Source organism: Arthrobacter sp. KKT183, assembly GCF_055657625.1.
Genome location: NZ_CM145770.1, coordinates 490,337 through 515,001 on the forward strand (window position 1 = coordinate 490,337; position 24,665 = coordinate 515,001).

General features: G+C 63.7%; 26 protein-coding genes and 2 riboswitches. Of the genes, 11 read left to right on the top strand and 15 right to left on the bottom strand.

The window, feature by feature from the left end:
• Positions 1-7: 7 nt before the first annotated feature.
• The 7 genes from ACZ2GY_RS02425 to ACZ2GY_RS02455 all read right to left on the bottom strand — a co-directional run bounded on the left by ACZ2GY_RS02425 (position 8) and on the right by ACZ2GY_RS02455 (position 4,285).
• A complete protein-coding gene (locus ACZ2GY_RS02425; RefSeq protein WP_277359112.1) occupies positions 8-319 on the bottom strand; it encodes a hypothetical protein in 312 nt (103 codons plus the stop codon).
• 59 nt (positions 320-378) lie between these two features.
• The gene (locus ACZ2GY_RS02430; protein ID WP_346028727.1) at positions 379-981 is read right to left on the bottom strand and encodes a hypothetical protein; all 603 of its coding nucleotides are present in this window, start codon (positions 979-981) and stop codon (positions 379-381) included.
• Between the two features lie 5 nt (positions 982-986).
• On the bottom strand, positions 987-1,433 hold the full coding sequence (locus tag ACZ2GY_RS02435) for a hypothetical protein (RefSeq protein WP_056549972.1): 447 nt from the start codon (positions 1,431-1,433) through the stop codon (positions 987-989).
• Between the two features lie 76 nt (positions 1,434-1,509).
• On the bottom strand, positions 1,510-1,851 hold the full coding sequence (locus tag ACZ2GY_RS02440; protein WP_471672880.1) for a hypothetical protein: 342 nt from the start codon (positions 1,849-1,851) through the stop codon (positions 1,510-1,512).
• Positions 1,852-1,892: 41 nt separating this feature from the next.
• Positions 1,893-2,312 carry a hypothetical protein gene (locus ACZ2GY_RS02445; protein ID WP_277359114.1) on the bottom strand — a complete coding sequence of 140 codons (420 nt, stop codon included), beginning with the start codon at positions 2,310-2,312 and terminating at the stop codon, positions 1,893-1,895.
• Between the two features lie 123 nt (positions 2,313-2,435).
• A complete protein-coding gene (locus ACZ2GY_RS02450; protein WP_471672881.1) occupies positions 2,436-3,284 on the bottom strand; it encodes an NAD-dependent epimerase/dehydratase family protein in 849 nt (282 codons plus the stop codon).
• A complete protein-coding gene (locus ACZ2GY_RS02455; protein WP_346028724.1) occupies positions 3,281-4,285 on the bottom strand; it encodes an aldo/keto reductase family protein in 1,005 nt (334 codons plus the stop codon). The genes ACZ2GY_RS02450 and ACZ2GY_RS02455 overlap by 4 nt, the downstream gene beginning before the upstream one ends.
• A gap of 121 nt (positions 4,286-4,406) precedes the next feature.
• On the opposite strand from ACZ2GY_RS02455, the gene ACZ2GY_RS02460 reads away from it, so the two are divergent.
• Positions 4,407-5,480, top strand: coding sequence for a lipid II:glycine glycyltransferase FemX (locus ACZ2GY_RS02460; protein ID WP_471672882.1), 1,074 nt, complete (start codon positions 4,407-4,409; stop codon positions 5,478-5,480).
• Between the two features lie 28 nt (positions 5,481-5,508).
• Positions 5,509-7,134 carry a threonine/serine exporter family protein gene (locus tag ACZ2GY_RS02465; protein WP_471672883.1) on the top strand — a complete coding sequence of 542 codons (1,626 nt, stop codon included), beginning with the start codon at positions 5,509-5,511 and terminating at the stop codon, positions 7,132-7,134.
• 10 nt (positions 7,135-7,144) lie between these two features.
• Here ACZ2GY_RS02465 and ACZ2GY_RS02470 read toward each other — a convergent pair whose 3' ends face one another.
• Positions 7,145-7,885 (bottom strand): uracil-DNA glycosylase, encoded by a 741-nt coding sequence (locus tag ACZ2GY_RS02470; protein WP_346028721.1) that lies wholly within the window; start codon positions 7,883-7,885, stop codon positions 7,145-7,147.
• Between the two features lie 125 nt (positions 7,886-8,010).
• Here ACZ2GY_RS02470 and ACZ2GY_RS02475 point away from each other — a divergent pair, with 125 nt between their 5' ends.
• From ACZ2GY_RS02475 to groL, 4 genes are all read left to right on the top strand, one after another.
• Positions 8,011-8,316, top strand: coding sequence for a DUF3263 domain-containing protein (locus ACZ2GY_RS02475; RefSeq protein ID WP_056550316.1), 306 nt, complete (start codon positions 8,011-8,013; stop codon positions 8,314-8,316).
• Between the two features lie 36 nt (positions 8,317-8,352).
• Entirely contained in the window at positions 8,353-9,045 is a 693-nt protein-coding gene (locus ACZ2GY_RS02480) for a LytR C-terminal domain-containing protein (protein ID WP_471672884.1), read from the top strand.
• Between the two features lie 126 nt (positions 9,046-9,171).
• Positions 9,172-9,378 (top strand): cold-shock protein, encoded by a 207-nt coding sequence (locus tag ACZ2GY_RS02485; protein ID WP_056549990.1) that lies wholly within the window; start codon positions 9,172-9,174, stop codon positions 9,376-9,378.
• A gap of 298 nt (positions 9,379-9,676) precedes the next feature.
• Positions 9,677-11,311 (top strand): chaperonin GroEL, encoded by a 1,635-nt coding sequence (groL, locus tag ACZ2GY_RS02490; RefSeq protein WP_204534288.1) that lies wholly within the window; start codon positions 9,677-9,679, stop codon positions 11,309-11,311.
• A gap of 168 nt (positions 11,312-11,479) precedes the next feature.
• Here groL and ACZ2GY_RS02495 read toward each other — a convergent pair whose 3' ends face one another.
• The 6 genes from ACZ2GY_RS02495 to ACZ2GY_RS02520 form a co-directional block, all read right to left on the bottom strand.
• Complete coding sequence (locus ACZ2GY_RS02495) at positions 11,480-11,770, bottom strand: WXG100 family type VII secretion target (RefSeq protein WP_471672885.1); 291 nt, start codon at positions 11,768-11,770, stop codon at positions 11,480-11,482.
• Between the two features lie 147 nt (positions 11,771-11,917).
• Positions 11,918-13,363, bottom strand: a complete 1,446-nt coding sequence (locus tag ACZ2GY_RS02500; protein WP_471672886.1) for a sensor histidine kinase — start codon at positions 13,361-13,363, stop codon at positions 11,918-11,920.
• A gap of 20 nt (positions 13,364-13,383) precedes the next feature.
• Positions 13,384-14,094, bottom strand: a complete 711-nt coding sequence (locus tag ACZ2GY_RS02505; RefSeq protein ID WP_056550000.1) for a response regulator transcription factor — start codon at positions 14,092-14,094, stop codon at positions 13,384-13,386.
• Between the two features lie 63 nt (positions 14,095-14,157).
• Positions 14,158-15,801 (bottom strand): DNA repair helicase XPB, encoded by a 1,644-nt coding sequence (locus tag ACZ2GY_RS02510; protein WP_056550003.1) that lies wholly within the window; start codon positions 15,799-15,801, stop codon positions 14,158-14,160.
• Positions 15,794-18,178: a helicase-associated domain-containing protein gene (locus ACZ2GY_RS02515; protein WP_471672887.1), complete on the bottom strand. Its 2,385-nt coding sequence runs from the start codon at positions 18,176-18,178 to the stop codon at positions 15,794-15,796. The genes ACZ2GY_RS02510 and ACZ2GY_RS02515 overlap by 8 nt, the downstream gene beginning before the upstream one ends.
• A gap of 102 nt (positions 18,179-18,280) precedes the next feature.
• Complete coding sequence (locus ACZ2GY_RS02520) at positions 18,281-18,544, bottom strand: hypothetical protein (RefSeq protein ID WP_471672888.1); 264 nt, start codon at positions 18,542-18,544, stop codon at positions 18,281-18,283.
• A 181-nt stretch (positions 18,545-18,725) separates the two neighbouring features.
• Between ACZ2GY_RS02520 and ACZ2GY_RS02525 the strand changes: the two genes are divergently transcribed.
• From ACZ2GY_RS02525 to ACZ2GY_RS02535, 3 genes are all read left to right on the top strand, one after another.
• Positions 18,726-19,109, top strand: coding sequence for a cold-shock protein (locus ACZ2GY_RS02525; protein WP_277358930.1), 384 nt, complete (start codon positions 18,726-18,728; stop codon positions 19,107-19,109).
• 5 nt (positions 19,110-19,114) lie between these two features.
• Complete coding sequence (locus ACZ2GY_RS02530) at positions 19,115-19,630, top strand: DUF3027 domain-containing protein (RefSeq protein ID WP_471672889.1); 516 nt, start codon at positions 19,115-19,117, stop codon at positions 19,628-19,630.
• Positions 19,631-19,703: 73 nt separating this feature from the next.
• Positions 19,704-20,990: an MFS transporter gene (locus ACZ2GY_RS02535; RefSeq protein ID WP_471672890.1), complete on the top strand. Its 1,287-nt coding sequence runs from the start codon at positions 19,704-19,706 to the stop codon at positions 20,988-20,990.
• Here the strand turns inward: ACZ2GY_RS02535 and serC are convergent.
• Positions 20,987-22,114 carry a phosphoserine transaminase gene (serC, locus tag ACZ2GY_RS02540; protein WP_471672891.1) on the bottom strand — a complete coding sequence of 376 codons (1,128 nt, stop codon included), beginning with the start codon at positions 22,112-22,114 and terminating at the stop codon, positions 20,987-20,989. The two genes, ACZ2GY_RS02535 and serC, sit on opposite strands and share 4 nt — an antisense overlap.
• Before the next feature lie 240 nt (positions 22,115-22,354).
• On the opposite strand from serC, the gene ACZ2GY_RS02545 reads away from it, so the two are divergent.
• The gene (locus ACZ2GY_RS02545) at positions 22,355-23,059 is read left to right on the top strand and encodes a metal-dependent transcriptional regulator (protein WP_277358934.1); all 705 of its coding nucleotides are present in this window, start codon (positions 22,355-22,357) and stop codon (positions 23,057-23,059) included.
• A gap of 118 nt (positions 23,060-23,177) precedes the next feature.
• Positions 23,178-23,371, top strand: a riboswitch (cyclic di-AMP (ydaO/yuaA leader).
• Positions 23,372-23,468: 97 nt separating this feature from the next.
• On the top strand, positions 23,469-24,347 hold the full coding sequence (locus ACZ2GY_RS02550) for a M23 family metallopeptidase (RefSeq protein WP_471672892.1): 879 nt from the start codon (positions 23,469-23,471) through the stop codon (positions 24,345-24,347).
• Positions 24,348-24,504: 157 nt separating this feature from the next.
• Positions 24,505-24,664: riboswitch (cyclic di-AMP (ydaO/yuaA leader) on the top strand.
• Position 24,665 lies beyond the last annotated feature (1 nt).

Here is a 24,665-nt window from a genome sequence, read left to right on the forward strand (position 1 = left end):
GGGAAAATCAGGCGGCGCGGAGCCGGCTGACTGCGTGTCCCCAATCGCCGTGGTCTACGTCGATCGGCTCTCCGTCCTGGCCGAAGCACACGTCCACGGGTTCACCGAAGCCTTCACAGCTGTGGTCCGTGCACTGCTCCGTCAGGGTTCCCGCGTATTCGTTGGCGAACTCGCGCTCCCACTGATCGACCTGGCAGAGTGCCCACGCATCACCCTGATCGGCAAGCTCGCGGAGTTCGTCAATGGTGTATCTCCGCCCCCTCTCGGGGTGGCGAAGGTTACCTGTGAAAGTACTCGAAGGAGACGTTGAGATGTTCATGCGATCAAAATACGTCGTGCCTCTGACAATTTCGCGGGACCCGCTCGGCGAGTTACGGATCAATCAGGGTTCACCGGCTGCAGGGCCGATTGAACCGCCACCATGTTCTCCCCGTAGCTGGCGTCATAGGAATCCTGCAGCGTGCCGTCGTCATACACGACCGTGACAAACACGTAACCGTTCTCGATCCACGAGGTGAGTATCCTCTCGCCCGCCGTCTCGAGGAGGTCCTGTTGCACTGCTTCCAGCTCCGCGTGGTTTCCTGCGCCCGAATTCGCAGGTTCGGTACGCGGATCGATATTTGCGGGAGGGTCATAAAGCGCCAGCGGGGTCGGCGGACGTGTGAGAGTGAAGGTCTCGCCGTTCCAGGTTCCGTGCACGGCGTAGGTCCCCCAGGTCACACCCCCTGCTCTCTCCCACAGCTTCACCGCTTCCCAGTCCCAGCCGATGACTTCGGGGCCGGAACACTGCGGGGGATAGGACTCCATCACGGGTCCGAGGCACAGCATCGCGGGACCGTCTTCGTCCGAAATCACCATGCCCTGCCCAATCAGCTCCTGGGAAGCGGGGGGAAGCGGCACTTCGCCGGGGCTCGCGCCGGGCGTTGCCACCGCGCCACAGCCGGTGAGCAAGAGCAGGCAGGCTGCCAGAATGATCGCCAAACCCCTCACCACACGGTCTCCAGATCCGCATGGACCGCTGCGAGGAGGCGCTCCCTGTCATCGAGAAGATCCACGGGCCGATCCCCGTGAAGCGAGCCGTTCGGTGCAACGAACCATTGCAGGATGTGGCGATCCTTCCAGCCTGCGTCGAGCCCGATCTGGGCTACTTCGGCGAGGATCGGACGCACTGTGTGCGCCGTTGAGTCGAACTGGAATCCGGGGTACAGGACACGACCGGCCTTCGTCGCGACGCCGAGGATCCTGCGTTCGGCTGCGAGGCACCCGGCGGGTGGCCAGTGTGGCCCCAGCAGCGCGTCAACGTCGGCGCCGCTCAGCAGCCCGAACTCCAACTCGATGGCAACCCACTTGGCGCAGGCCGCCCTCACGGAACGCGATACCGCGTCCTGGTAAGCAGTCGCCTCACGTACGACCCTGGCTGAGCCGCCTCTCATAGGGCAAAGTTACTGCTAGCGGGCAGTCAATAGAACAGTTGATGGACAATTGACACCTAAACGCGACATCACCGGCTTACGACGACGGCGCACACGCCTCATTCAGCGCTTCCACCGACTCTGCCGGAACCTGATCGCCGGCTGCAGCGATGTCGCGAAGCGGGCCGGTGATCTCGGCAGGAACACCCGCGGTCTCTGCGGCGTCAACCAATCCGCCGAGCAGTTCGCGATCTCCAGCGCTGACGTTTCCGTCGCTGACGAGTGAACACACCTGTGACTGGACTTCTTCCGCGGCGGCGCCGGCCACCTGCGATGCCGCATCACTGGCTATCTCACCGGCAGTTTCCTCAATTTGATTGCAGCCCACCAACAGGGCGCCCAGAGGGATGAGCAGGGACAGTGCAGCGATTTTTTTCACGGTTCCAGTCTACGGGCACTGGCCCTGCAGCCCCTGGGTAACTATCGGTCCAGGTCCTCAGGCTCGAACTGGCTCAAGGGGGACCCTCCGAAGTTCGCCTCGTCATCACTCGCGTCGACTTCCTCGCTGCTCATGGGATCACCGAAATCGACGTCGGATGCGGCTTCGCCGATGGTAGGTTCTTCCGGCGGCACCTGCTCTTCACCGTCACGGAAGCGCGCTTCCTCGGTATCATCGCGAAGGCTCTGATCGCTTTCCTCGGCAATCGTGCCGGCTCCGGGCTCATCCTGCAGCAGTGGATCCTGCTGCCAGTTATCCGGATCATTCTCGGCAGCTGTGGGATAGCCGTCCGGTTGGCCGTCCTGCACGGGATCGAGCGCCTCGGGCGCGATCGACTCGTTCACGGCGTCAGGCTCCTCGCCGACAACGTGCAATTCCTCATCGGGAAGATTCTCAGTCATGACCGGTCCTTTCGACGATTGCATTCCGGGAGGTGCTCCCGTGAATGTAAGCCTACTGATCATTCAAGGTCGAGGCCAGCCGGATGGGAAGCTCCCAATACCGGAGGCCTCCCATCCGAGCCGTCAGCCTGCGTGATCCCGCCAGCTGTGCTGCGGGTCGAATCCCAGTAGGCGCCGTGCCTTCTCGATCGAGAGCAGCGTTTCATGTTCGCCGACTTCCCTGACCAGCTCTACGCCGGGAAATACCTCCGCGGCCAGCGAGGCGCTCGATCGGCTCATCACGGTATCGGCGGCCGCGATGATGAACCGGTCAAAGCCGTTCCGCGCGTTCTCCAGAGCCTGCAGCACAGCCTGGGCTCCGTCCCGGCCGTCAATGTATCCCCATAGATTCCACTTCCTCAGCAGCGGATCCGAATCGAATGTCGGAAACTCGGCGTAGTCCGACGGATCCATCACATTGGAGAACCGCAGCGCCGTGATGCTCAGCGAGGGATCCCAGCGGGTCAGCTGGATGGCCATCTGTTCTTCGAGGTGCTTTACCAGGGAATAGGTACTCTCCGGCCGCGCGTCATATTCCTCATCGACCGGAATGTACGGCGGGTCCTCGTCGAACGGAAGCCCGAGGACTGTCTCGCTGGAGGCGTAGACAATCCGCTGGATCCCCGCCCGCCGGCAGGCCTGGAACACGTTGTAGGTCGCCAGCATGTTGTTGTGGAAAGTGGCGGAATCAGGCTGCAGCCCCGGTGCGGGGATCGCAGCGAGATGGACGACGGCGTCGAAACCTGAGTGCCGGTCATCCACTCCCAGCAGCGCATCGACGACGTGACCATAGTTGGTCAGGTCGATTGAGAGGAAGCCAGGCCCGCGCTCGCCGTGCAGGTCGAATCCATGGACCTCGTGTCCGGCCTCCGTCAAACCCGCAACAACACTGCGTCCCAGTTTGCCGCTGGATCCCGTGACCGCGAGCCTCACGCAGGCCGCTTGTCAGGGGAAGTTGTCTTGGCCGCGTCAGTTTCGGCCAGGTGCCCGATCGCTTCATCGATTTTCTTCATGAGGGCGGGCTCCAGCGTGACGCCGGCGGCCGCAACGTTGGACTCGACCTGCTCAGGGCGGGACGCGCCGATGATTGCTGAGGCAACGTTGGGGTTCTGGAGCACCCACGCGATAGAGAGCTGCGCCATGCTCAGCCCGGCCTCGTCTGCGAGCGGTTCCAGCTTCTGCACTCCGGTGAGGACCTCATCAGACATCCAGCGCTTGATCATGTCCGCGCCGCCCTTGTCATCGGCAGCTCGCGAACCCTGTTCCGGTGCCTGACCCGGCTTGTACTTGCCGGTGAGGACGCCCTGCGCGACAGGGGACCACACGATCTGGGAGATGCCGAGTTCCTCCGACGCCGGCACTACCTTCTCCTCGATGACCCGCCAGAGCATGGAGTACTGCGGTTGGTTGGAGATGAGCTGGAAACCCAACTCCTTCGCAAGCCCGTGCCCGGCGCGCAACTGCTCCGCAGTCCACTCACTGACCCCGATGTAGAGGGCCTTGCCCTGCCTGACGACGTCGGCGAACGCCTGCATGGTCTCTTCGAGGGGAGTCTCGTGGTCATACCGGTGGGCCTGGTAAAGGTCCACATAGTCTGTTTGAAGGCGCGTCAGCGAGCCGTCGATCGACTCCATGATGTGCTTCCGGGAGAGACCGGCGTCGTTATGACCCTTGGGGCCGGTCGGACCCCAGACCTTGGTGAAGATTTCAAGGGACTGCCTGCGCTCACCCTTGAGGGCTTCCCCGAGGACCGTCTCGGCTGCGGTGTTGGCGTACACGTCCGCGGTGTCGAAGGTGCTGATGCCGGCGTCGAGGGCTGCACGCACACACTGCGTGGCCACGTCATTCTCCACCTGGGAGCCGTGCGTGAGCCAGTTTCCGTAAGTGATCTCCGAGATCTTGAGTCCGCTGTTTCCGAGGTATCTGAATTCCATGGTTTCGATGCTATCCATCCCCGGGTCCAGCGGTACAGTGCACCTGCGGGCGACGCCGGATCCGGCCAGTGCCAACGGCTACACTGAATCGACGCCTTCCGACCAATTGTGATTGAGGACCATGGGTACGTTTACTGCGCGATTTGCCACTGCGGAAGAACGCGGAAACTGGGATTCCCTGGTCACCGCCAATCCGAACGGCGGCAACCTCCTGCAGTCGGCGGCGTTTGCAGAGGTCAAGTCCCACCATGGCTGGAAGCCCCTGTTTCTCGTGTTCGCATCCGCCGGATACACCACCTACAACCTCGTCCTCGAGAAAAAGGTCCCGTTCCTCGGGAGCCTCTGGTACCTGATCAAGGGCCCGGATGTGGCAGCCCCCGAGGATGTTCCTGCGGTCCTGGACGCGTGCAAGTCCTTCATCCGGGAGTCAAAGCTCGCAGTCTTTGCAGTCAAGATCGAGCCGGACATTGAGGACGACGACGGCGTCCGCACCCTCTTCCGGCGCGCCGGTCTGGTGAAGGCCTTCAACCTCCAGCCCAACGATCACACGGCCATCCTCGACACCACCCCGGAACCGAACCAGCTGCTGCGCAACCTGCACTCGCGTGGGCGCAACGCCGTCCGGCGGGCAGAGCGGGAGGGCGTCACCGTGCAGCAGATGGAACCCACGGATGAGAATTTCCGCACGATGTACCGCCTCATGGCGCACATTGAGGACCGCTCAGCGGCACGTCTCCGCTCGTTCGAGTACTATCGGCGATTCTGGACGAACTTCGTTTCCGCCGGTCAGGGTCGGCTCTACTTTGTGCACGAGGACGGCGAGCCTTCCGTTGGCGCCTTCGTCATCAACTACGGCCGCAAGGGCACCTACAAAGACGGTGGATCCAAGCCGGGCCGCTCGCAATACGGTGATTCGCATCTCCTTCAGTGGAGGGCGATCAATGATCTCAAGGCCGAGCACAATATTGTTGAGTACGACTTCTGCGGGACCCCTCCTAGCGATCAGCTGAAGGACAAGAGCCATCAGCACCACGGTCTCGGCCTGTTCAAGACGAGCTTCACCAAGACGGTCACCGACTTCGTGGGTTGTTATGACCAGGTGCTCAGTCCCATGAAGTACCGTGCGTGGCAGAAGCTGGGCGAACGCATCACGCGTCAGGTGTACTGGCGGCGCACAAATCAACCGTTCTACTAAACAGCAGGCCCGGGCACGACGAGCGATCATGAGCCAGGAAAGGGGCATAAGAGTGGCAGACAAGACCGGTGCGGGCAAGCGCCGGAGCCCGGATACCAACCCCTCTCCGGTGGCTGAACAGCTTCCCGTAGTGAAGTCGCCCGCATCACCGGGCAAGGCCAAGTCGAAAATCGCGCGGAAAGCAGCCGCCCGGCCGCAGTCCAACCCGACCGATGCCCTGCCGATCACCCCCCAATCCGCCCGCCCTGACCGTTCACAGCTGGCCGCCCGCAAGATGCTTCGGCGCCTTGTCCAGGGAGAATCTCCGCCCACCCAGGCGATGAACCTGGTGGAGCGGCTCGCCGGCAGTCCCTATGCCAACCCCACTATCCAGGTGGGAGGCCCCGACGTCGGCGCCCGCCGTACGCTCGATTTCGCGCTCAGTCTCGCTGAGACGATGTTCCGATACGGTGCCGGAGCGCTGGAAGTCGAGACGAGCATCATTGCCGTGACCGCAGCCTTCGGGCTCGACAACATCGAGGTGGACATCACCAACCAGTCGGTGGTGCTCAACTACTCAGCGAAGGACCAGACCCCCACAACCGTTCTGCGCGTGGTGCGGTCCTGGACCAACAATTATGCGGGACTGACACGGGTCCACCAGCTGGTGACCGACGTCGTCGACGGCGGGGTGGACCGTTCCGAAGCCATCCGGCGCCTTGACGGGATAACCCACCGGCCCAAGCCTTTCCCGCGTTGGATGGTCACGGCCGCGTTCGGTGTCTTCGCTGCGGCCATCGTGGCGTTCATCGGCGGCGGACCGCTTGGCTCCCTGATCTCGTTTGCAAGCTGTATCGGTGTTGACCTGCTCTCGCGTCAGCTGGGGCGTTGGCGGGTGCCTGAATTTTTTGCGACGGCCACCTCGGCCGCCCTCGTCACGTTGACCGCAGTGCTGTTGTGGTCGCTGAACGTACCGATCGCGCCCGCCCTGGTTGTGGTCGGCGGGATTCTGCTGCTGCTGCCTACCGGCAGGCTCGTATCTGCAACCCAGGACGCGATCAACGGATTCCCGGTGACTGCAGCAGGGAGGTTCCTGTCTGCCTTCCTCGTCTTCGCAGGAATTGTGTCCGGCATCGCCGTTGCGCTGGTGCTCGGCAACCTCCTCGGGGTTCCTGAGCTTGACGTGACGTCGTCGGTCGGCTCCCTGTACCCGCTGCCGGTGGTTGCGGTGCTCATCTTCATCGCGGTTGCAATGATCTGCATTGCCGAGCAGACGGACATGGCCCTGGTTGTGCCGACCTCCCTCATCGGAACTGCCGGGTTCCTGCTCTATTCGCTCGTTGTGAACCTCGGCGTCGGCTATCGGCTTGCGCCCGCCATTGCGGCTGTCCTGATCGGCATGCTCGCGCGGGTGGTTGCCCTCCGGATGGGCGCACCGCAGCTGGTGGTCGCCGTGCCTGCGGTGATGTTCCTCTACCCCGGGCTCACGATTTTCCGGTCGATGTATGACCTCACAATCGAGACGGACGTGACCGGCGCTGGCGCCATCGGCCTGTTCAACGCTCTCACCATCATTTTGGCCATCGCCGGCGGCGTGGTCCTGGGTGACAATCTGGCACGGCCGTTCACCAAGAAGCTCAGCAGCAACGAACGACGCCGTAATCGACGCAGATGATCCGGAGACTCTAGCCGCGAAGCCAGTTCACCGGCTCGGCGCCCTGTTCGGCGAGGAGCGCATTGGCCCGGCTGAAGGGCCGGGAGCCGAAGAATCCGCGGGAGGCTGATAAGGGACTCGGGTGAGCGGACTCGACGAGCGGCGTAGAGCCCAACAGTGGCTTGAGCTGCTGTGCCTCCCGGCCCCACAGGATGGCAACCAACGGCTGGTCACGGGCAACCAGAGCCCGGACGGCGGCATCAGTGACTGCGTTCCAGCCAAGCTTCCGGTGTGAACCCGTTTCCCCCGCTCGGACTGTGAGGACCCGGTTGAGCAGCAAGACCCCCTCGTCAGCCCAGCCCGAAAGGTCACCGTGGCTGGGTGCCGGTGCCCCAAGATCCGTAGACAGCTCCCTGTAAATGTTGACCAGGCTGCGCGGCAGTTTGGTTTGCCGGGTAACGGAGAACGCCAGGCCGACGGAGTGCCCGGGAGTGGGGTAGGGGTCCTGGCCGACGATGATGACCTTCACGTGATTGAGTGGGTAGGTGAAGGTCCGCATTATGTGGTCCGGGCGCGGCAGCACGTGGGCGCCGGCCGCTTGCTCGAGAGCCAGGCGCCGCGCCAGCTGGTGAATCTGTGGTTGAACGGGCTGAAGCGCAGCCGCCCAGTCGGAAGCCATGATTTCCTCGAGCGTCGCCGGAGCGGCGAACGGCAGCGTTGCGCCCGGGCTGGAAGGAATGGGCAGGGTGGTGCCGCCGTCGTCGTCGTTCATGGTTCTATCTTTGCCCGGATGGGCACTCAAGCTCCACTGCGGGTAAATGACAACGGTGTGATTCGCCACTACCATGGGGAAAGTAAATTGGGCGGAAACGGTGGATTGGACGGTGTGTCGTGAGCATGCAGGGACCGGCGCAGACAGACCAGAACGGCCACGCAGCGGGCGTGCGGGAGTCAGGCCTGGGTGAGCGGGAAGAGCGGATACTTGAGCTCGAGAGACAGTGGTGGAAATACTCGGGGGCCAAAGAGCAGGCCATTCGTGAGCTGTTTGATCTCTCTGCCACGCACTATTACCAGATCCTCAATGCGCTTATCGATACAGAAGCCGCGCTTGCCCATGACCCGATGCTCGTGAAGAGACTGCGTAGACTACGTACAACCCGCCAACGCGCCCGATCAGCGCGCCGTCTTGGCGTCGATGTCTAGCACCCACGTCCACCCAATCCAAGGATTCCCCGCACCATGACCCAATACCCCCGCGACGAATTCGACCAGGTTCCCGAATCCGCCGCCCGGCAGGGAGTTCACCGCGAGCGCATTGTGCCTCCGCGATCTAGCGGTCTGGCATTGAAGGTTGTTGCGGGAGTCCTGGTCCTCGCGGTTGGCCTGGCCGCATACTTCCTCTTTCCGCGCCTTGGGCTTGGGCAGGCCAGCGATGTCACTCCGGGGAGCACCAGTTCTGCGCCGACGCCGTCCATCACGGCCGAGGGGGCGGCGGGCGAACCCAGCGAAGACGCCAGTGAATCTGCGGAGTCCACGGAATCTGTGTCGCCCAGTGCCGCACCCACTCCCGGGGAAGAGTCGACTGCCGGCTCGGAACCGACAACCGAAGAGGAACCGACAGCCGAGGCAACCGATTCGCCGTCAGAAGCGGCAGCAGTCGTCGACATCACCCAGCCGGTTGCCGTGCTGAACGCCACCGCGGTCAGCGGGCTGGCAAGCACAGCGGCGGGCAGGCTGCAGGCGGATGGCTGGAACGTGACCCAGATCGGCAACTGGTCCGGCCAGCAGCTGCAGGGGTCCATCGTGCTCTACAACGCAGAGGAGCAGCGCCCCACGGCTGAGGCGCTCGCCGGTGCCCTTGGTATCGGCGCTGTCCAGGGCAATGCGGGTTTCGGCGATATCACCGTGGTGGTTGGCCCCGGCTTCCAGTGAGCCGCCCGGTTAAGGATCAATAACATTCACTGTGTTCCGCATCACTGCTTTCGAGTTCTGGGATTAGATGTATCTCAGCCCCGCCGTCAATAGTTAAGCGGGGGATCTACATAGTGGGAGAACAACATGGCGCAGGGAACCGTGAAATGGTTCAACGCTGAAAAGGGCTACGGCTTCATCACTGTCGATGAGGGCGGGGCGGATGTCTTTGTGCACTGGTCCGCAATAGACATGGAGGGCTACCGTGCACTCGATGAGGGCCAGCGGGTCCAATTCGAAATCGGAGAAGGCCAGAAGGGCCCGCAGGCGGAGGCCGTGCGGCTCGCATCCTGAGCAACCCAAGCAACACCAAACAACGACGGCGCGCTTCCCCTGTCAGGGCTGGTGCGCCGTCGTCGTTGTTTTCCCCAAGGCGAAACAGCTTGCACTCGCAGTGTGTGAGTGCTAATTATTGACTTAGCACTCTGGTGTGACGACTGCTAAGACGCCACAATGGGAGTGAACCAGGCAACCTCTGTGGTGAGGGCTGGTTGGGGAGGTACAGAGATCCTCCCGGATCAGTCCGTCCGTCGCGGGCATCACAGGCCGGTAGCAGCATACGCATGACCGTCCCGAAAGGACCTACGCCGTTATGGCCAAGATCATTTCTTTTGATGAAGAGGCACGCCGCGGCCTCGAGCGCGGATTGAACATCCTCGCTGACGCAGTCAAGGTTACGCTGGGCCCCCGCGGTCGCAACGTTGTCCTTGAGAAGAAGTGGGGCGCTCCCACGATCACCAACGATGGCGTTTCCATCGCCAAGGAGATCGAACTCGACGATCCGTTCGAGAAGATCGGCGCCGAGCTGGTCAAGGAAGTTGCAAAGAAGACCGACGACGTCGCCGGTGACGGAACCACCACCGCCACCGTCCTCGCCCAGGCGCTCGTCAAGGAAGGCCTGCGCAACGTAGCCGCCGGTGCTGATCCGTTGAGCCTCAAGCGCGGAATCGAGAAGGCAGTTGACGCCGTCACCGCCGAGCTCCTCGCCTCCGCCAAGGAGATCGAGACCAAGGAGGAGATCGCAGCTACGGCTTCGATCTCCGCCGGTGACCAGCAGATCGGTGACCTCATCGCTGAAGCCCTCGACAAGGTGGGCAAGGAAGGCGTCATCACCGTCGAGGAGTCCAACACCTTTGGCCTCGAGCTTGAGCTCACAGAGGGTATGCGCTTCGACAAGGGTTACATTTCCGGCTACTTCGTCACCGACGCAGAGCGCCAGGAGACGGTCCTTGAAGACCCCTACATCCTGATCGTCAACTCGAAGATCTCCAACGTCAAGGATCTCGTCGCTGTTCTTGAGAAGGTCATGCAGTCCGGCAAGCCGCTGCTGATCATCGCCGAAGACATCGAGGGCGAAGCCCTGGCTACCCTCGTGGTCAACAAGATTCGCGGCACCTTCAAGTCCGTTGCCGTCAAGGCACCGGGCTTCGGCGACCGCCGCAAGGCTCAGCTGGCTGACATCGCCATCCTCACCGGTGGTCAGGTCATCGCTGAGGAAGTTGGCCTCAAGCTGGAGAACGCAACCCTGGACCTTCTGGGCCAGGCACGCAAGGTTGTCGTCACCAAGGACGAGACCACCATCGTTGAGGGTGCAGGCAACGCCGAGGAGATCGCCGGCCGGGTTGCACAGATCCGCGCCGAGATCGAGAACTCCGACTCGGACTACGACCGCGAGAAGCTGCAGGAACGTCTGGCCAAGCTGGCAGGCGGCGTTGCAGTCATCAAGGCCGGAGCCGCAACCGAGGTTGAGCTCAAGGAGCGCAAGCACCGCATTGAGGACGCCGTCCGCAACGCAAAAGCTGCTGTTGAAGAAGGCATTGTTGCCGGTGGCGGCGTGGCCCTGATTCAGGCCGGCGCCAAGGCATTCGCCAACCTCAACCTTGAGGGCGACGAGGCAACCGGTGCAAACATCGTTCGCATCGCCATCGACGCTCCCCTCAAGCAGATCGCTTTCAACGCTGGCCTCGAGCCCGGCGTTGTGATCGAGAAGGTTCGCGGCCTGCCCGCCGGCCATGGCCTCAACGCCGCGACCGGCGATTACGAGGACCTCCTGGCTGCCGGCGTGAACGACCCCGTGAAGGTTACCCGCTCTGCACTGCAGAACGCTGCCTCCATTGCGGGCCTGTTCCTCACCACCGAAGCTGTTGTCGCGGACAAGCCTGAGAAGGCTGCTCCCGCAGGCGGCGGCGACGAAATGGGCGGCATGGGCGGGATGGGCGGCTTCTAAGCTTCCCAGCCTCACCAGCAGGAATACCTGCGAAGAGAGTTACACCAAAGGCCGGTCCCTCACGGGGCCGGCCTTTGGGCTGTGCTGGAAGATTTGTGCAGCTATGGCGGGTTCTCCGGCCTGGAAGCCGCCGCAGCTGCACAAAACTTCGGGGGTGGGCCGGTTCGGCTAGTGCATGAACATGCGGGCGTTGCTCAGCTCTGCCTGACTGTACTGCTCGGTTGCAACGCCGAGAGCCTGGTTGATGCTGGTCAGCGATTCCTCGACCTTGAGCTGGGTTGCACGCCAGTCCGTCACCAGCTGCTGGAAGTTCTGCGAGGCCTGACCCTGCCACTCGGACTCAAGGGACCTCAGCCCTGACTGCATGGCATTGACCTCTGCCTGGAGCCGGGCGATGGTATTTTGCACGTCTGTGCTCTTGGCGGCGAGCGAGTCCGTATTGACGTTGAAGTAGGTCATGGTTCCTCCTGGGCTTCTGCTGTGTATGCACTGCGCCTTCGACGTTAGAGTGCACCGGTAGCAGCGCATGCCCTCGGCCGCGGAATGTGGGTAATTTGCCTGCACCCAAGGGGCTGGGGAGGAGGGGTCCCCTGCAAGAATCGCGCGTCAGTCGTCTGCCGGCGGCGTGCTTTCCGTGTCATGCGGCAGCCGAATGGATAAGGTGGCGCCGCCGCCGGGGGTGTCCTCGAGCCGAACGCTTCCATCATGCTGCGCAACCAGCGCCGCGACAATGGCCAGGCCAAGGCCGGTACCGCCGGTTTCCCGGTAGCGTGAGGAGTCTGCCCGGTAAAAGCGCTCGAAGACCCTCGCGGCGTCTTCCTCGGAGATGCCGGGACCGTGGTCGCGCACCTCGATCACCGAATCGCTTCGGCCGTGGATCACGGGGGCAACGCCCACGGCAACCTCGATCGGCGACCCTTCGGGCGTATACCGCAGGGCGTTGGTCATCAGGTTTGCGACGACCTGGCGGAGGCGGGCCTCGTCACCGACTGTCGGGGCGTGACGCGCCGGTCCACCGTCGAGGCCGATCACACGGATAGTGCGTTCCGGCGCGATGGCCCGGGCGTCCATGGCGGCATCGTTTCCCAGCACCAGCAGGTCGAGAGGTTGCGACTCGAGGGGTCGCTGCTCGTCGATGCGCGCCAGGGTGAGCAGATCTTCGACCAATTGGCCCATCCGCTTGGCTTCGCTCTCGATACGGCCCATGGCGGCCTTGACGTCGTCGTCGTTCTGGAGGGCACCGTGACGGTACAGCTCGGAAAATCCGCGAATGGTGACCAGGGGTGTACGAAGTTCATGCGAAGCGTCCGCGACGAAGCGGCGCATTTTCCGTTCTGAATCCATCCGGGCTGCAAACGCAGACTCGATGTGCGCAAGCATGGCGTTCAGGGAGCGGGAGAGCCTGCCCACCTCGGTGGCGGGACGCTCAACCTCGACGCGGCGTGAGAGGTCGCCGGCGGCGATCGCCGCCGCTGTCCGCTCGACGCGGCTCAACGGACGGAACTGCCGAGTAACCGCAAGGTAGGCGACGATCGAGGCCGCGGCAATTGAAAAGAGTCCGACTGTGAAGATGATGCGCCCGGCTTCGGACACCGTCTGGTTCAGGGTAGACATGGGGCTGGCAACAGCCACCGACGTGTTGTCCGCCTGCAGCGGGAACACCATGACGCGCCACTCGCTCTCACCCCTGCTCCCGGGAACCGTGAAGCCCTCCACGTCTCGTTCCTCAACTTCTTCGTGATCGAGTAGAGGAAGTTTTGGAACCTCGTAGAGCGCAGACGAGTGGGTTGCGCGGATAGCGTTTCCGTCGGAGTCGAGCCAGACGCCATAGAAGCGGGAAAGGTCCTGACTGGTGTCACTGCCGATGGTGCCGATGGTGTTGGTCACCAGCTGCGCGTTGGCATCGATGTCCTGGTCCATCTGGACTATGAGACTGTTGCGGAGCAGGGAGATGGTCACGATCCCCGTGATGGCAACCGTGAACACCATGAGCAGGGTCATGATGGCGATGAGTTGCGTGCGGAGGGAGGCAGACTTCCAGCGACGTATCACGGCGGGTACAAAGATGCTTGTTACCGCTTGTCAGCGGTGCGCAGCAGGTAACCGACCCCGCGCTTGGTCTGAATCAGCGCCGCGGCATCCGGGTTCTTGTCGATCTTGCGCCGCAGGTAGGAGATGTAGGACTCCACGATAGAGGCGTCTCCGTTGAAGTCGTACTCCCAGACGTGATCGAGGATCTGCGCTTTGGACAGGACGCGGTTCGGGTTCATCATGAGGTAGCGGAGGAGCTTGAATTCGGTCGGGGACAGGTCGATGACCTCCCCGCCGCGGCGCACCTCGTGGGCGTCGTCGTCCAGTTCGAGGTCATCGACACGAATGACGGCGCCGTCGTCATCGTGTGGCTGGGTGCGGCGCAGGACGGCGCGGATACGGGCAACCACCTCGTCGAGGCTGAAGGGCTTCGTCACGTAATCGTCACCACCCACGGTGAGGCCGGTGACCTTGTCATCGGTGTCATCGCGTGCCGTCAGGAAGACCACGGGGAAGTGGCGGCCAGCGGCGCGGAGCCGGCGGGTGACGGTGAAGCCGTCCATATCCGGCAGCATCACGTCGAGGACGGCGAGGTCTGGATTGTGTGTTTCCGCTGCGGCGAGGGCGTCGCGTCCGTTGGCGGCGGCGACAACATCGAATCCCGCGAACCGCAGGGAAGTGGAGAGCAGTTCCCGGATATTCGGCTCGTCATCGACTACAAGCAGTTTGGCTTCAGGTACTGATTTATTCACGATTCCCAGTATGCTCCCAGCAGCTGGGAGTTGTCTGGATGCTTGCTGTATGCGCGTCGGGTGTCAGGTCTGCGGGATGTCTGCGGCATCCATGATGGTGTAGGCGTAGCCCTGTTCAGCGAGGAACCGCTGACGCTTGGCTGCAAAATCCTGGTCGATGGTGTCACGCGCGACGACGGTATAGAACCGCGCTGCCCTACCGTCACCCTTCGGCCGCAGCAGCCGGCCCAGCCGCTGCGCCTCCTCCTGCCGGGAGCCGAAGGACCCTGACACCTGTATTGCCACTGACGCTTCCGGAAGGTCGATCGAGAAATTAGCGACCTTGGAAACCACGAGGGTGTGCAGCTCCCCGGAGCGAAAGGCATTGAACAGGCGCTGGCGTTCCTTGACGGACGTCTCACCTTTGATGACGGGAGCATCGAGCCGCTCACCCAGCTCATCCAGTTGATCGATGTACTGCCCGATCACGAGGAGCTGTTCGCCCTTGTGCGAGGCGACCAGCTTCTCCACGACTGTTGTCTTCGTCTCGGAGGTTGCGCACAGACGGTATTTGTCGCCGTCGTCCGCCATTGCGTAGGCGACCCTCTCATCGCGCGGGAGGTCGACCCGCACCTCAACGCAGTCCGCAGGCGCAATGTAGCCCTGCGCTTCGATGTCCTTCCACGGTGCGTCATAGCGCTTCGGTCCAATGAGGGAGAACACCTCGCCTTCGCGGCCGTCCTCACGAACCAGGGTGGCGGTCAGGCCAAGCCGCCGACGGGCCTGCAGGTCAGCGGTCATGCGGAAGATCGGGGCGGGCAGCAGGTGAACCTCGTCATACACAATGAGGCCCCAGTCATTGGCGTCCAGCAGTTCGAGGTGCGGGTAGAGCCCGCCGCGGCGCAGGGTCAGCACCTGGTAGGTCGCGATGGTGACCGGCCGGACCTCCTTGACGGATCCGGAGTACTCGCCGATCTCTTCCTCGGTCAGCGAGGTCCGCTTGAGCAGTTCGTCCTTCCACTGCCGGGCGGAGACGGTGTTCGTCACGAGGATGAGGGTGGTCGTGGAGCTCGTCGCCATGGCCGCGGCGCCCACCAGGGTTTTACCTGCCCCGCAGGGAAGCACAACGACGCCGGACCCGCCCGCCCAGAAGTTCTCCGTGGCCACCTTCTGATAGGGACGCAGCGCCCAGCCGTCTTCGTTGAGCATGATGGGGTGCGGGGTGCCGTCAACATAGCCGGCGAGATCCTCAGCCGGCCACCCGAGTTTGAGCAGGAGCTGCTTCAGCTGCCCGCGCTGGGACGAGTGCACCACCACCGTCTCGCCGTCAATGCGCGGGCCCAGAAGCGGCTCGATCTTCTTCGCGTGCAGGACTTCCTCGAGCACGGGGTAGTCGTTGGTGCGCAGCACGAGGCCGTGCTGGTCATCCTTTTCCAACCGCAGCCGGCCGTAGCGGGACATTGTTTCCTCGACGTCGACGAGGAGCGCGTGCGGCACCGGGAAACGGGAGTACTTCAGCAGCGTATCCAGCACCTGTTCGGCGTCGAGCCCTGCCGCGCGGGCGTTCCACAACCCAAGGGGAGTGAGGCGGTAGCTGTGCACATGCTCCGGCGCGCGCTCCAGTTCGGCGAAAGCGGCAATGGCATGCCGGGCTTCGGTGGCCTGCTCGTGATCCACCTCCAGCAGGATGGTCTTGTCGCTCTGGACGATCAGCGGCCCGTTAGGCATCCGTTGAAGCCCCTTCCACAGTTTCCACATCCATGATCCGATGCACGGAAATTACGCGCTCGGTTTCCTTCTCCGGGTCGAAGACCCGTACACGGCCGGCATGGACCGACAGTGGAACAAACTCCTGACGGGTGGAATTCCCTGCGCTGTCCGCAAAGCCCATCCGGACGGCCTGCTTTGTTCGGATCGCAGTCCGCAGCGTTTCAAGGCCGATCATCGCCTCGCTTTCGGCTCCTCCGCCCGTGCCGGGCCGGCCGTTGCCCCGCAGCACCGTCATCTGCGCTTCAAGATCTGTCTCCGTAAGTACCCAGGGGTTGGTCCGTACCGCGGACGACGACGGCGCGGAGCCGGCTGCCGCCCGTAAGGTAACCCGCGGTGCCGCGCCGCCCTCCAAGGCGGGCGAATAGCCGAGCTCACGCAGGGAAGCGGCCAATTCAGCCGGCGTGGCCCGGGCCGTCACGACCGTCGGAGCGAGCCGGGCGAGCCCGAGCGAGGCAGCGGCAGGATCAGAGAGCAGGGCCGTTAGAGCGGCGTCGTCGTCGCTTCGAACGTAGCTGGATGCGGGACCAACGCGCAGGGAGCCGTAACGGGCTGCGGTGTCTTCCACCAGATAGCGCAGCGGTTGCGGGACGTTTGTCGCGGAGTGCTTCTCAAGGAAGGTCAGGATTGCCACGGCGTCCTGCCCGTCGTCGAGCGCCCGGCGCACTGACTGTGCGGAGAACCTGTATACGGTTGCCGGGCCCTGCCCCTCCGCGGATGCCAGCAGCGCCAGCTCGCGCGCCACACCCGGCTCAAGGTAGCCCGGCGCTACCGCGGTCAGGTCCGCCTGCAGCACGAAGTGCGTGAGCGGCTCGGGGAGCGCGTTGCGAAGTGTGGCCGCGGCGTCGTCGAACCGGTCCTGGGCGATCGCCGCGCCCAGCCCGGTCAGCGCACCGGATCCCAGCAGGCCGAGGTGGCCCAGCTCCTCGACCATGCCCGGCACCAGCCGCGAAAACCGCCGGCGCAGGCGGGGCTGGTGCCACGTGAGGCGTTCGACGAGGGATGGTGCGTCAAGGACCGGGGCGCGGCCGTCATCGTGCTCTGTCTCGGCCGAGAGCGCGTCCGCGGCTGACAACAGACGACGGCGGACCGCCGGCGCGTCAGTGCGCGTTGCCTCCGAAGACAGCACATTGACCGTACTACCGGTGGGCAGCTGCCCGCCCACCAGGGAAGGAGCGCGCTCAGCGTCGAGCCACGCTTGCACCAGCCGGAGCCACTGCTCGTGGCGTTCGGCGAGGTGCCAGGATCCACCAGGGGCGGCCATCCAGCGTGAGCTGTCCGGATCCAGCACTATCAAGCGGCCCAGTGCTGCCAGCTCAAGCAGCCAGGCCACCTGGACACGGTCCACCCGCAGGGCATCGGCGAGCCGTCGAATCTCCCGAACGCCCACACCTCCGGTGCGGAGGGTCGCGATTGGCTCCGCCTGCACGCTGATAAGGAGTTCGGTGACGAGCCTGAGCGTTTCAGCGATGGCCCCGAAGGCGGCGTTGTCCCGAAGGCCGGCGCGGACCGCAGCGAGCTGCGGAACCGGTGGCGAGGCCGGCAGCGAGGGAATAATCATGCCACCACGTGCCGCAATTCCCACTTCCCGCGGAAGCTCGACATGATTGGCGTCGAGACGGATGAGGAGTCCGCGCTCAAGAAGCCACTCAAGGGGCGTCGCCGTGCTTGATGCGCCTGCCTTTGCCGAGCCCACCGGAGAGGCCGCGAGTTTTTCCAGCAGGTCACCCGTTGCGCTGGGAGCCGCCTCCAGCACAGCGTCCCAGGATGTGTCGAGGATCGCCGCGAGGGTAGTTGCGGGATCGGATGCGGACGGACCCGCTGCACCAGGAATCCCGGAAGCGGACAGCAGTTCCAGTCCGGCCGCCATCCGCGCGGCGTACTCCGGGTACTGCTGGGCCAGCAAGGCCAGCGGACGTCCAAGGCCTGCAGGGTAGGGACCAAGCGCATCGTGAAGGGATTCAAGGGGGAAGTAGGAGCGGCGGCCCCTGGCCGCGGGGCCGGTTCGCAGGAGCGCCACCTCGTGAAGCTGAGCGAGAAAGGGCTCGAGCGTCTTCGCCGTCATCGAGGATATGGACGCCTTGAGGCCTGTGGCTGTGGCACCGACGGCCGCGTCGAGGTTGGTGGTGAGCACTACTGCCTCGAGCACCATGAGCTGCGGAGTATTCAAGCCCTCAAGGGCACGCTGGACGCTTACCCGGGTCGAGGCCCGGGCCGCGAGGGCTGCAAAATCCGGCACCGGCGGCAGGACAATATCCGGGCGCGCGGACATCAGCCTTCGGAGTTCGGCGTCGCTGCGGGAAACAAGGTCCTCGGCAAGAGCACGGATAGCGGACACCGGATTAACGTTACTCGCACCGGGCGGCGGTGAGATGACTGCCGATGTCTGGGCGTGGGCGCCCGTAGGAAATGGGAATCCAGCGGCGACTATAGGGAAAACTCAGCTGCGCCCGCGCCTAAGAACGCTGACAACCACGCTGGCAGCCATCAACAGGAAGCCGAGCGGCAGAAAGAAGTAGGCAGCGGTAACAAATCCCGGCCAAGCCTCCGCGCCGGCCCACGCGGAGAGGAGCACCGCCACCAGGGACAGCAGGCCGAGGACCGCGAAGCCGACCGCGGCAATGAGCAGGGCCAGCCGCGCACGCCGGGTGTTGCGGCCGCCATCATCGTTGGCGGCAGGGACAGAGGAAGGGTTCTGCGACATGATGCTCCTAGCGTACAAGGACGCGGATCGCCCATTTCGCCCGTCAGTGCCGGGTATCCTGTTAAGGCAGACTTTTTCCCTGCGCAGCCCCGGCTGACTGACACCCTTCCGGTTGCCCTCGGTAACCATTGGTGAAGCGCCAACGGATTGCGCGCAAGTAGTTCGAGAACGAGGTAATTACGTGCCTATCGGCAAGGTCAAATGGTTCGACTCCGAGAAGGGTTTCGGTTTCCTGGCGACGGATGACGGCAAGGAAGTGTTCCTGCATGCCTCGGCGCTTCCGGCCGGCGTGACTGAAGTCAAGGTCGGAACGCGGCTCGAGTTCGGAGTCGCTGACGGACGCAAGGGTCTCCAGGCGCTGTCCGCACGCATTCTTGACGTGCCGCCCTCGGTTGCCAAGGCAACGCGCAAGAACGCTGATGACATGGCCGTGATCACCGAGGATCTGATCCGGCTGCTGGATGATGTGTCCAACGGTTTGCGGCGCGGGCGGTACCCGGACAAGTCGCACTCCGCGAAGGTCGCCGCAGTGCTGCGCGCGGTCGCGGATGATCTGGACGTTTAGCCCGCATGAGTGAAACCCCGGCATCAATGGAAACAGCTGAGGCGGAGCCCGTCGCGACGGCGGCCCCCGCAGCGCCTGCAGCAAAGCGCAGGCCGGTCCGCAAGCCGTCCAGGCCTGACGCTGTGTTGGCTGCGGCGGTGGACGCCGCGCGGAATGGCCTGCTGGAGGTTGCCGGGGAACATGAGGTGGGGGAGCATGTCGGTGCTTTCCCCGATGCCGAGCGGCTCGTGACGCATCGCTTCGCCGCACACGTCCCCGGGTACGAGGGCTGGCACTGGTTCGCAACCCTGGCGCGGGTTCCGCGCGGCAAGGACGCCACGGTCTGTGAAGTAGGGCTGCTGCCCTCCGAAAACGCACTTTTGGCGCCTGACTGGGTGCCCTGGTCTGAACGCGTTCGCCCGGAGGACACAGCGGAGGAAGACGCGGCAGCACCGAAAGCCGTAACTCCGGAAGATGCAACGCCGGAAGATGCAACTTCGGAGGACGCCGCACGGGTTCCGGAGGCTGACGTTGCTGACTGACGCCGAGGCCGCCCCTGGAGGCGAATCTCCAGTTGCCTGAGGTGTGGGGGAGCGCGGAAAGGAAGGCTGCCTGATGGGCATGTTCCGATCCCTGCATATCCACAACTACCGGCTCTGGTTCATCGGCGCCCTGATTTCCAACGTGGGCACCTGGATGCAGCGCACAGCCCAGGACTGGCTTGTCTATGACATCCTCACCGATCAGGACGCCGCGGCTATGGGTATTGTCATGGCCTTGCAGTTGGGGCCGCAGCTCTTCATAGCTCCGTGGGCCGGGCTGATCGCTGACTCCGTTGATCGCCGCAAGCTATTGATGGGAACCCAAGCCGCGATGGCGGCGCTCGGCGTAGGGCTGGGCCTCCTCGTGGTGCTCGGCCTGGCGGAGCTGTGGCATGTTTACGCGTTTGCTCTTGCTCTGGGCTTCGTCTCCGCCATTGACGCTCCCGCGCGCCAGGCCTTCGTCTCCGAACTGGTGCGCGATGATTACCTTCCCAACGCGGTGGCCCTGAACAGCGCCTCTTTCAACGGCGCTCGGATGTTCGGTCCCGCAGTTGCGGGTTTACTCACGGTTGCCGTAGGGCCCGGCTGGGTCTTCCTGATCAACGCAGTGACGTTCGGGGCGATGATCTTCGTCCTCGTCACTATCCGTCAAAAAGAACTGCGTGTACTCAACCGCTCGGCGCCCGGTCGCGGGAGGATCCGAGCAGGTTTCCGCTATGTGCAGCAGCGGCCGGATCTCATGATGGTGATGTTCGCAATTTTCGTGGTCGGAACCTTCGGCTTGAACTTCGCCGTCTATATTGCGGCGATGGCACGCACTGAGTTCGGAACAGGCGCGGGAGTCTTCGGCACGCTGTCCTCGATCATGGCGGTGGGTTCCGTGGCGGGGGCGCTGCTTTCGGCGAGGCGGGACCGGCCGCGGCTCAGGTTCGTCTTCGGAGCAGCCGGTGCCTTTGGCCTCGCGTGCCTGCTGGCTGCGCTGGCACCGTCCGTCTGGCTTTTCGGGCTGGCCCTTGTTCCAGTGGGACTCTTCGCGCTGACGCTGATGACCAGCGCCAACGCCTACGTTCAGACCACAACCGTGCAGGAGATGCGCGGCCGGGTCATGGCCCTGTACTTTGCGATCTTCCTGGGCGGGACGCCTATCGGAGCGCCCATCGTCGGTTGGGTGACCAACGCCTACGGGCCGCGGTGGGGACTGGTGGTCGCTGCGGCGTCGGGCTTCGTGGCCGCGGTGGCCGGGCTGGCCTGGGTAGCGCGGTCGCATCACGTGCGGGTCCGTCTCATCCATCCCTCGCCGCGGCGGCTCAAACTGACCCTTGCCGCGACAGCGCGGAATACTGCGGAACGGAACGGCTAGGAACGCTCCACCACGTAGTCAATGCATTCCAGCAGCGCCGATACGTCGGCGGGCTCGATTGCCACGAAGGTGGCGATGCGCAACTGGTTGCGGCCCAGCTTCCGGTACGGTTCGACGTCGACAATCCCGTTTGCGCGGAGGGTCCTGGCTACGGCGGCAGCGTCAACAGTCTCCGCGAAGTCGATCGTCGCGATGACGTTGGAGCGGTGGTCCGGGTTCTGCACAAAGGGCGCGGCAACGGCGGAGGACTCAGCCCAACTGTAGATGCGGCCGGCGGAATCAGCGGTTCGCGCGGCTGCGAAATCCAGCCCGCCGTTGCTGTTGAGCCACTCGATCTGAGCATTGAGTGTCACAAGCGTGGACAGTGCCGGTGTGTTGTAGGTCTGATTCAGGCGTGAGTTGTCGATCGCCGTCTGAAGGTCGAGGAAGTCCGGGATCCAGCGCTTCGAAGCCTTGATCCCCGCTGCCCTTTCGAGTGCAGCGGGGGAAAAGAGGCCAAGCCAGAGTCCGCCGTCGGACGCGAAGTTCTTCTGCGGAGCAAAGTAGTACACGTCAGCCTCTGAGACGTCCACCGACAACCCGCCGGCAGCGGAGGTTGCATCGATGCAGATGAGCGCGCCGTGATCCGCGCCCGCCACCCGCTCGACCGGCGCCGCCACACCGGTTGAGGTTTCGTTCTGCGGCCAGGCATAGAAGTCGATGCCCGGCTCCGCGACGGGCACCGGCCGGGAGCCGGGGTCAGAGGTGATGACCGTTGACTCGCCCAGGAATGGTGCCTTGGACGTCGCCGCTGCGAACTTGGATCCGAACTCACCAAAGGAGAGATGCTGCGCGCGTGCTTCAACGAGACCGAAGGAGGCGACATCCCAAAAAGCAGTGGACCCTCCAACACCGAGAATCACTTCGTAGCCTTCCGGGGCGCCGAAGAAGTCCATCAAACCGGCCCGGACCGAACCCACCAGATTCTTGACCGGTGCCTGCCGATGTGAGGTTCCAAGCAGGGCCGTTCCTGCCCGGTTCAGCGCTTCCAGCTGCTCGGGGCGCGTTCTGGAGGGACCCGCACCGAACCGGCCATCCTGCGGCAGCAGCTCGGCGGGGATGCGGATGTCGGCGGGATCGCTCATGGTTACTCCAGGGAGGTTGCTTGCGATGGGGTCGCAGACCATTCTGCCCCAGCACGCTCAGCGCAGATGCATTGTGACCGGCTTCGGATGCGCCCGGATCAGCGGGGCGGGTGACGCTGTGTAAATGGGTTAACCTTGTGGGGCGTAGGGATGACGACGGCGGCCCATCTGTTGGGCACTGCAGGCAGCCGCTGCATCAACGCTCAAACCGCACCAGTGCCAAGGAGCTGAACCCCGCAAATGACGGACCTCATCGACACCACCGAGATGTATCTGCGGACAATCCTTGAACTTGAGGAAGAAAACATCGTTGCGCTGCGTGCCCGGATCGCCGAGCGCCTTCGTCACTCAGGCCCTACGGTCTCGCAGACTGTCGGTCGGATGGAACGTGACGGACTCGTAGTGGTGACCGGCGACCGTCACCTTGAACTGACCGAGCTCGGGCGCCGGCGGGCCACCGAGGTGATGCGCAAGCATCGGCTGGCGGAACGACTGCTCTCCGATGTCATCGGCCTGGACTGGGCCTACGTCCACGATGAGGCGTGCAGGTGGGAACACGTGATGAGCGAGCGGGTTGAGCGGCGCCTGTATGAGCTGCTGGGCCAGCCGACCGAATCACCCTACGGCAATCCCATCCCTGGCCTTGAGGCCCTGGGCGGTACCCCGTCGGAAGCGTTCACCTTGGGCGTGCGCACGCTTACGGACACGATGGCAAACTACACTGCGGGTTCGATTGTGACCCTTGTCCGGCTGGCCGAACCCATTCAGGTGGATCCCGAACTGCTGACCCAACTGGACGAAGGCGGTCTGCGTCCCGGAGCGCAGATGACCCTACAGGCAGTGGGAGACTACGTGTCCGTTCGGGTGCCCGGCGTGGAGGGTGCGCTGGAGTTGCCGCCGGAAGTTGCTTCGCATGTTTTTGTGGCGGTTCAGCCGCAGTTCTGAGGCGCCGGACCTGGAAGGCTCTGGATTCCCGAAGGATATCCACAGCATGGTTACGAAATGATTACTTTCCGGCGCTCACGGCTATAGTTGGTTCCTGGCGCTGATACTCCAGCGTTACCTGGTTCGCCTGCCTAACCCTGTCAGCGAACGCAGTGTTACACAGATGGACAGGGGCGGAGGACCCACAACCGGTCATGGCATGCCATGGCCTTGGGGTGAAGTTCGGATGCTGCCACACCGCAGGGATCTGAACCGAGTTTTCTCATACTCGAATCCGACAGCTAACTTCGCAGGCAAAAAATGAGAAAGGGTCTCCTTGTCGAACACTGCTTCGGGGCGCCGCCGTGCGAGCACCCCGGTCGCTGAAGCGCGGCCACGCGATGCGCATAGGCGGGAACGAGCTGAGCGCTTGGCACGTCAGGCTGCGGACAAAGCAGCAGCGCCGTCCAGCCCGGTGTGCACTGAAATCAACGCTTTCCCGGCGCCGGTTTCCACCTGCCCGGATAATCCGCTGCCCCGCCGTGAAGCCCGCACCGGAACGGTAGCCCCGGTAGTTTCCTTACGCCCCCGTGATGCCCAACGCACCGAACGACGACGCCGCGCAGCCAGCACTCGCCGCGACGTTTCCTTCGCCGGACTCAGCCAGAAGGTTGCCATTGCGGCCGCTGCCTCTGGCATGGTGCTCACGGTTGCGCTGCCCACCACCGCCGCAGTGGTGCCCGCTGAAGCGCAAACCGTGGCTGCTGCAGCTGAGCAGGAAGAACTGCAGCCAGTGCAGGCTGCCGCCGGTGCGGATGTCTCATTTGACCGCGCGGCACTGCACAGCACCTTCGATCCCGATGCGAAGCTTGCCGAGATCGTTTCCGCATCCGGTGGAGACATCGTGACTGCGGAGGCCAAGGGCTCTCTCTCAGCACCCTTGGACCGTATGGTGATGAGCTCCGCTTTCGGAGCCAGGATCAGCCCAATCACCGGTGCAGGGGAACTCCACACCGGACAGGACATGAGCGAAGCCTGCGGGACCTCCGTCTTGGCGGCTGCGGCCGGCACCGTCACGTTTGCAGGCTGGCACGCATACGGGGGCGGCAACCGTGTGGTGATCAAGCATGCCAACGGACTGGAAACCACCTACAACCACCTGTCGGCCATGGACGTGGCGGTGGGCCAGGTTGTGGAGCGTGGCGACGCGATAGCACGCGTGGGTTCCACAGGCGCCTCAACCGGATGCCACCTGCATTTTGAGGTCCTTGTCGACGGCAAAAACGTCGATCCGCTCGGCTGGCTCTGAGTCATTTTCCGCGCCGGTTGGCCGCGTCGTAATCATGAACACACCGTTCCGTGACCGGAATGTGACATAGCCAGAGAACTGATGTACCGTCTAACTCGTGCCGAATCGCAGGGGGTTCGGCGGCACTCGTGCAGATCGCCTAGCTCTGCCACTGTACGAGTTCCGTTCGCAACAATCGCATGGCAGGGGCGGGGGAACCAATTGTGGGCTTCTTCTTGAAGTCCTTGGGGTTAAGTCGCTGGATCTGAGACGATCCGCGGCCGGGTGACTCCCATCCGAATCCGACAGCTCACCTCGCAGGCGTAGGGAGAGGCAATT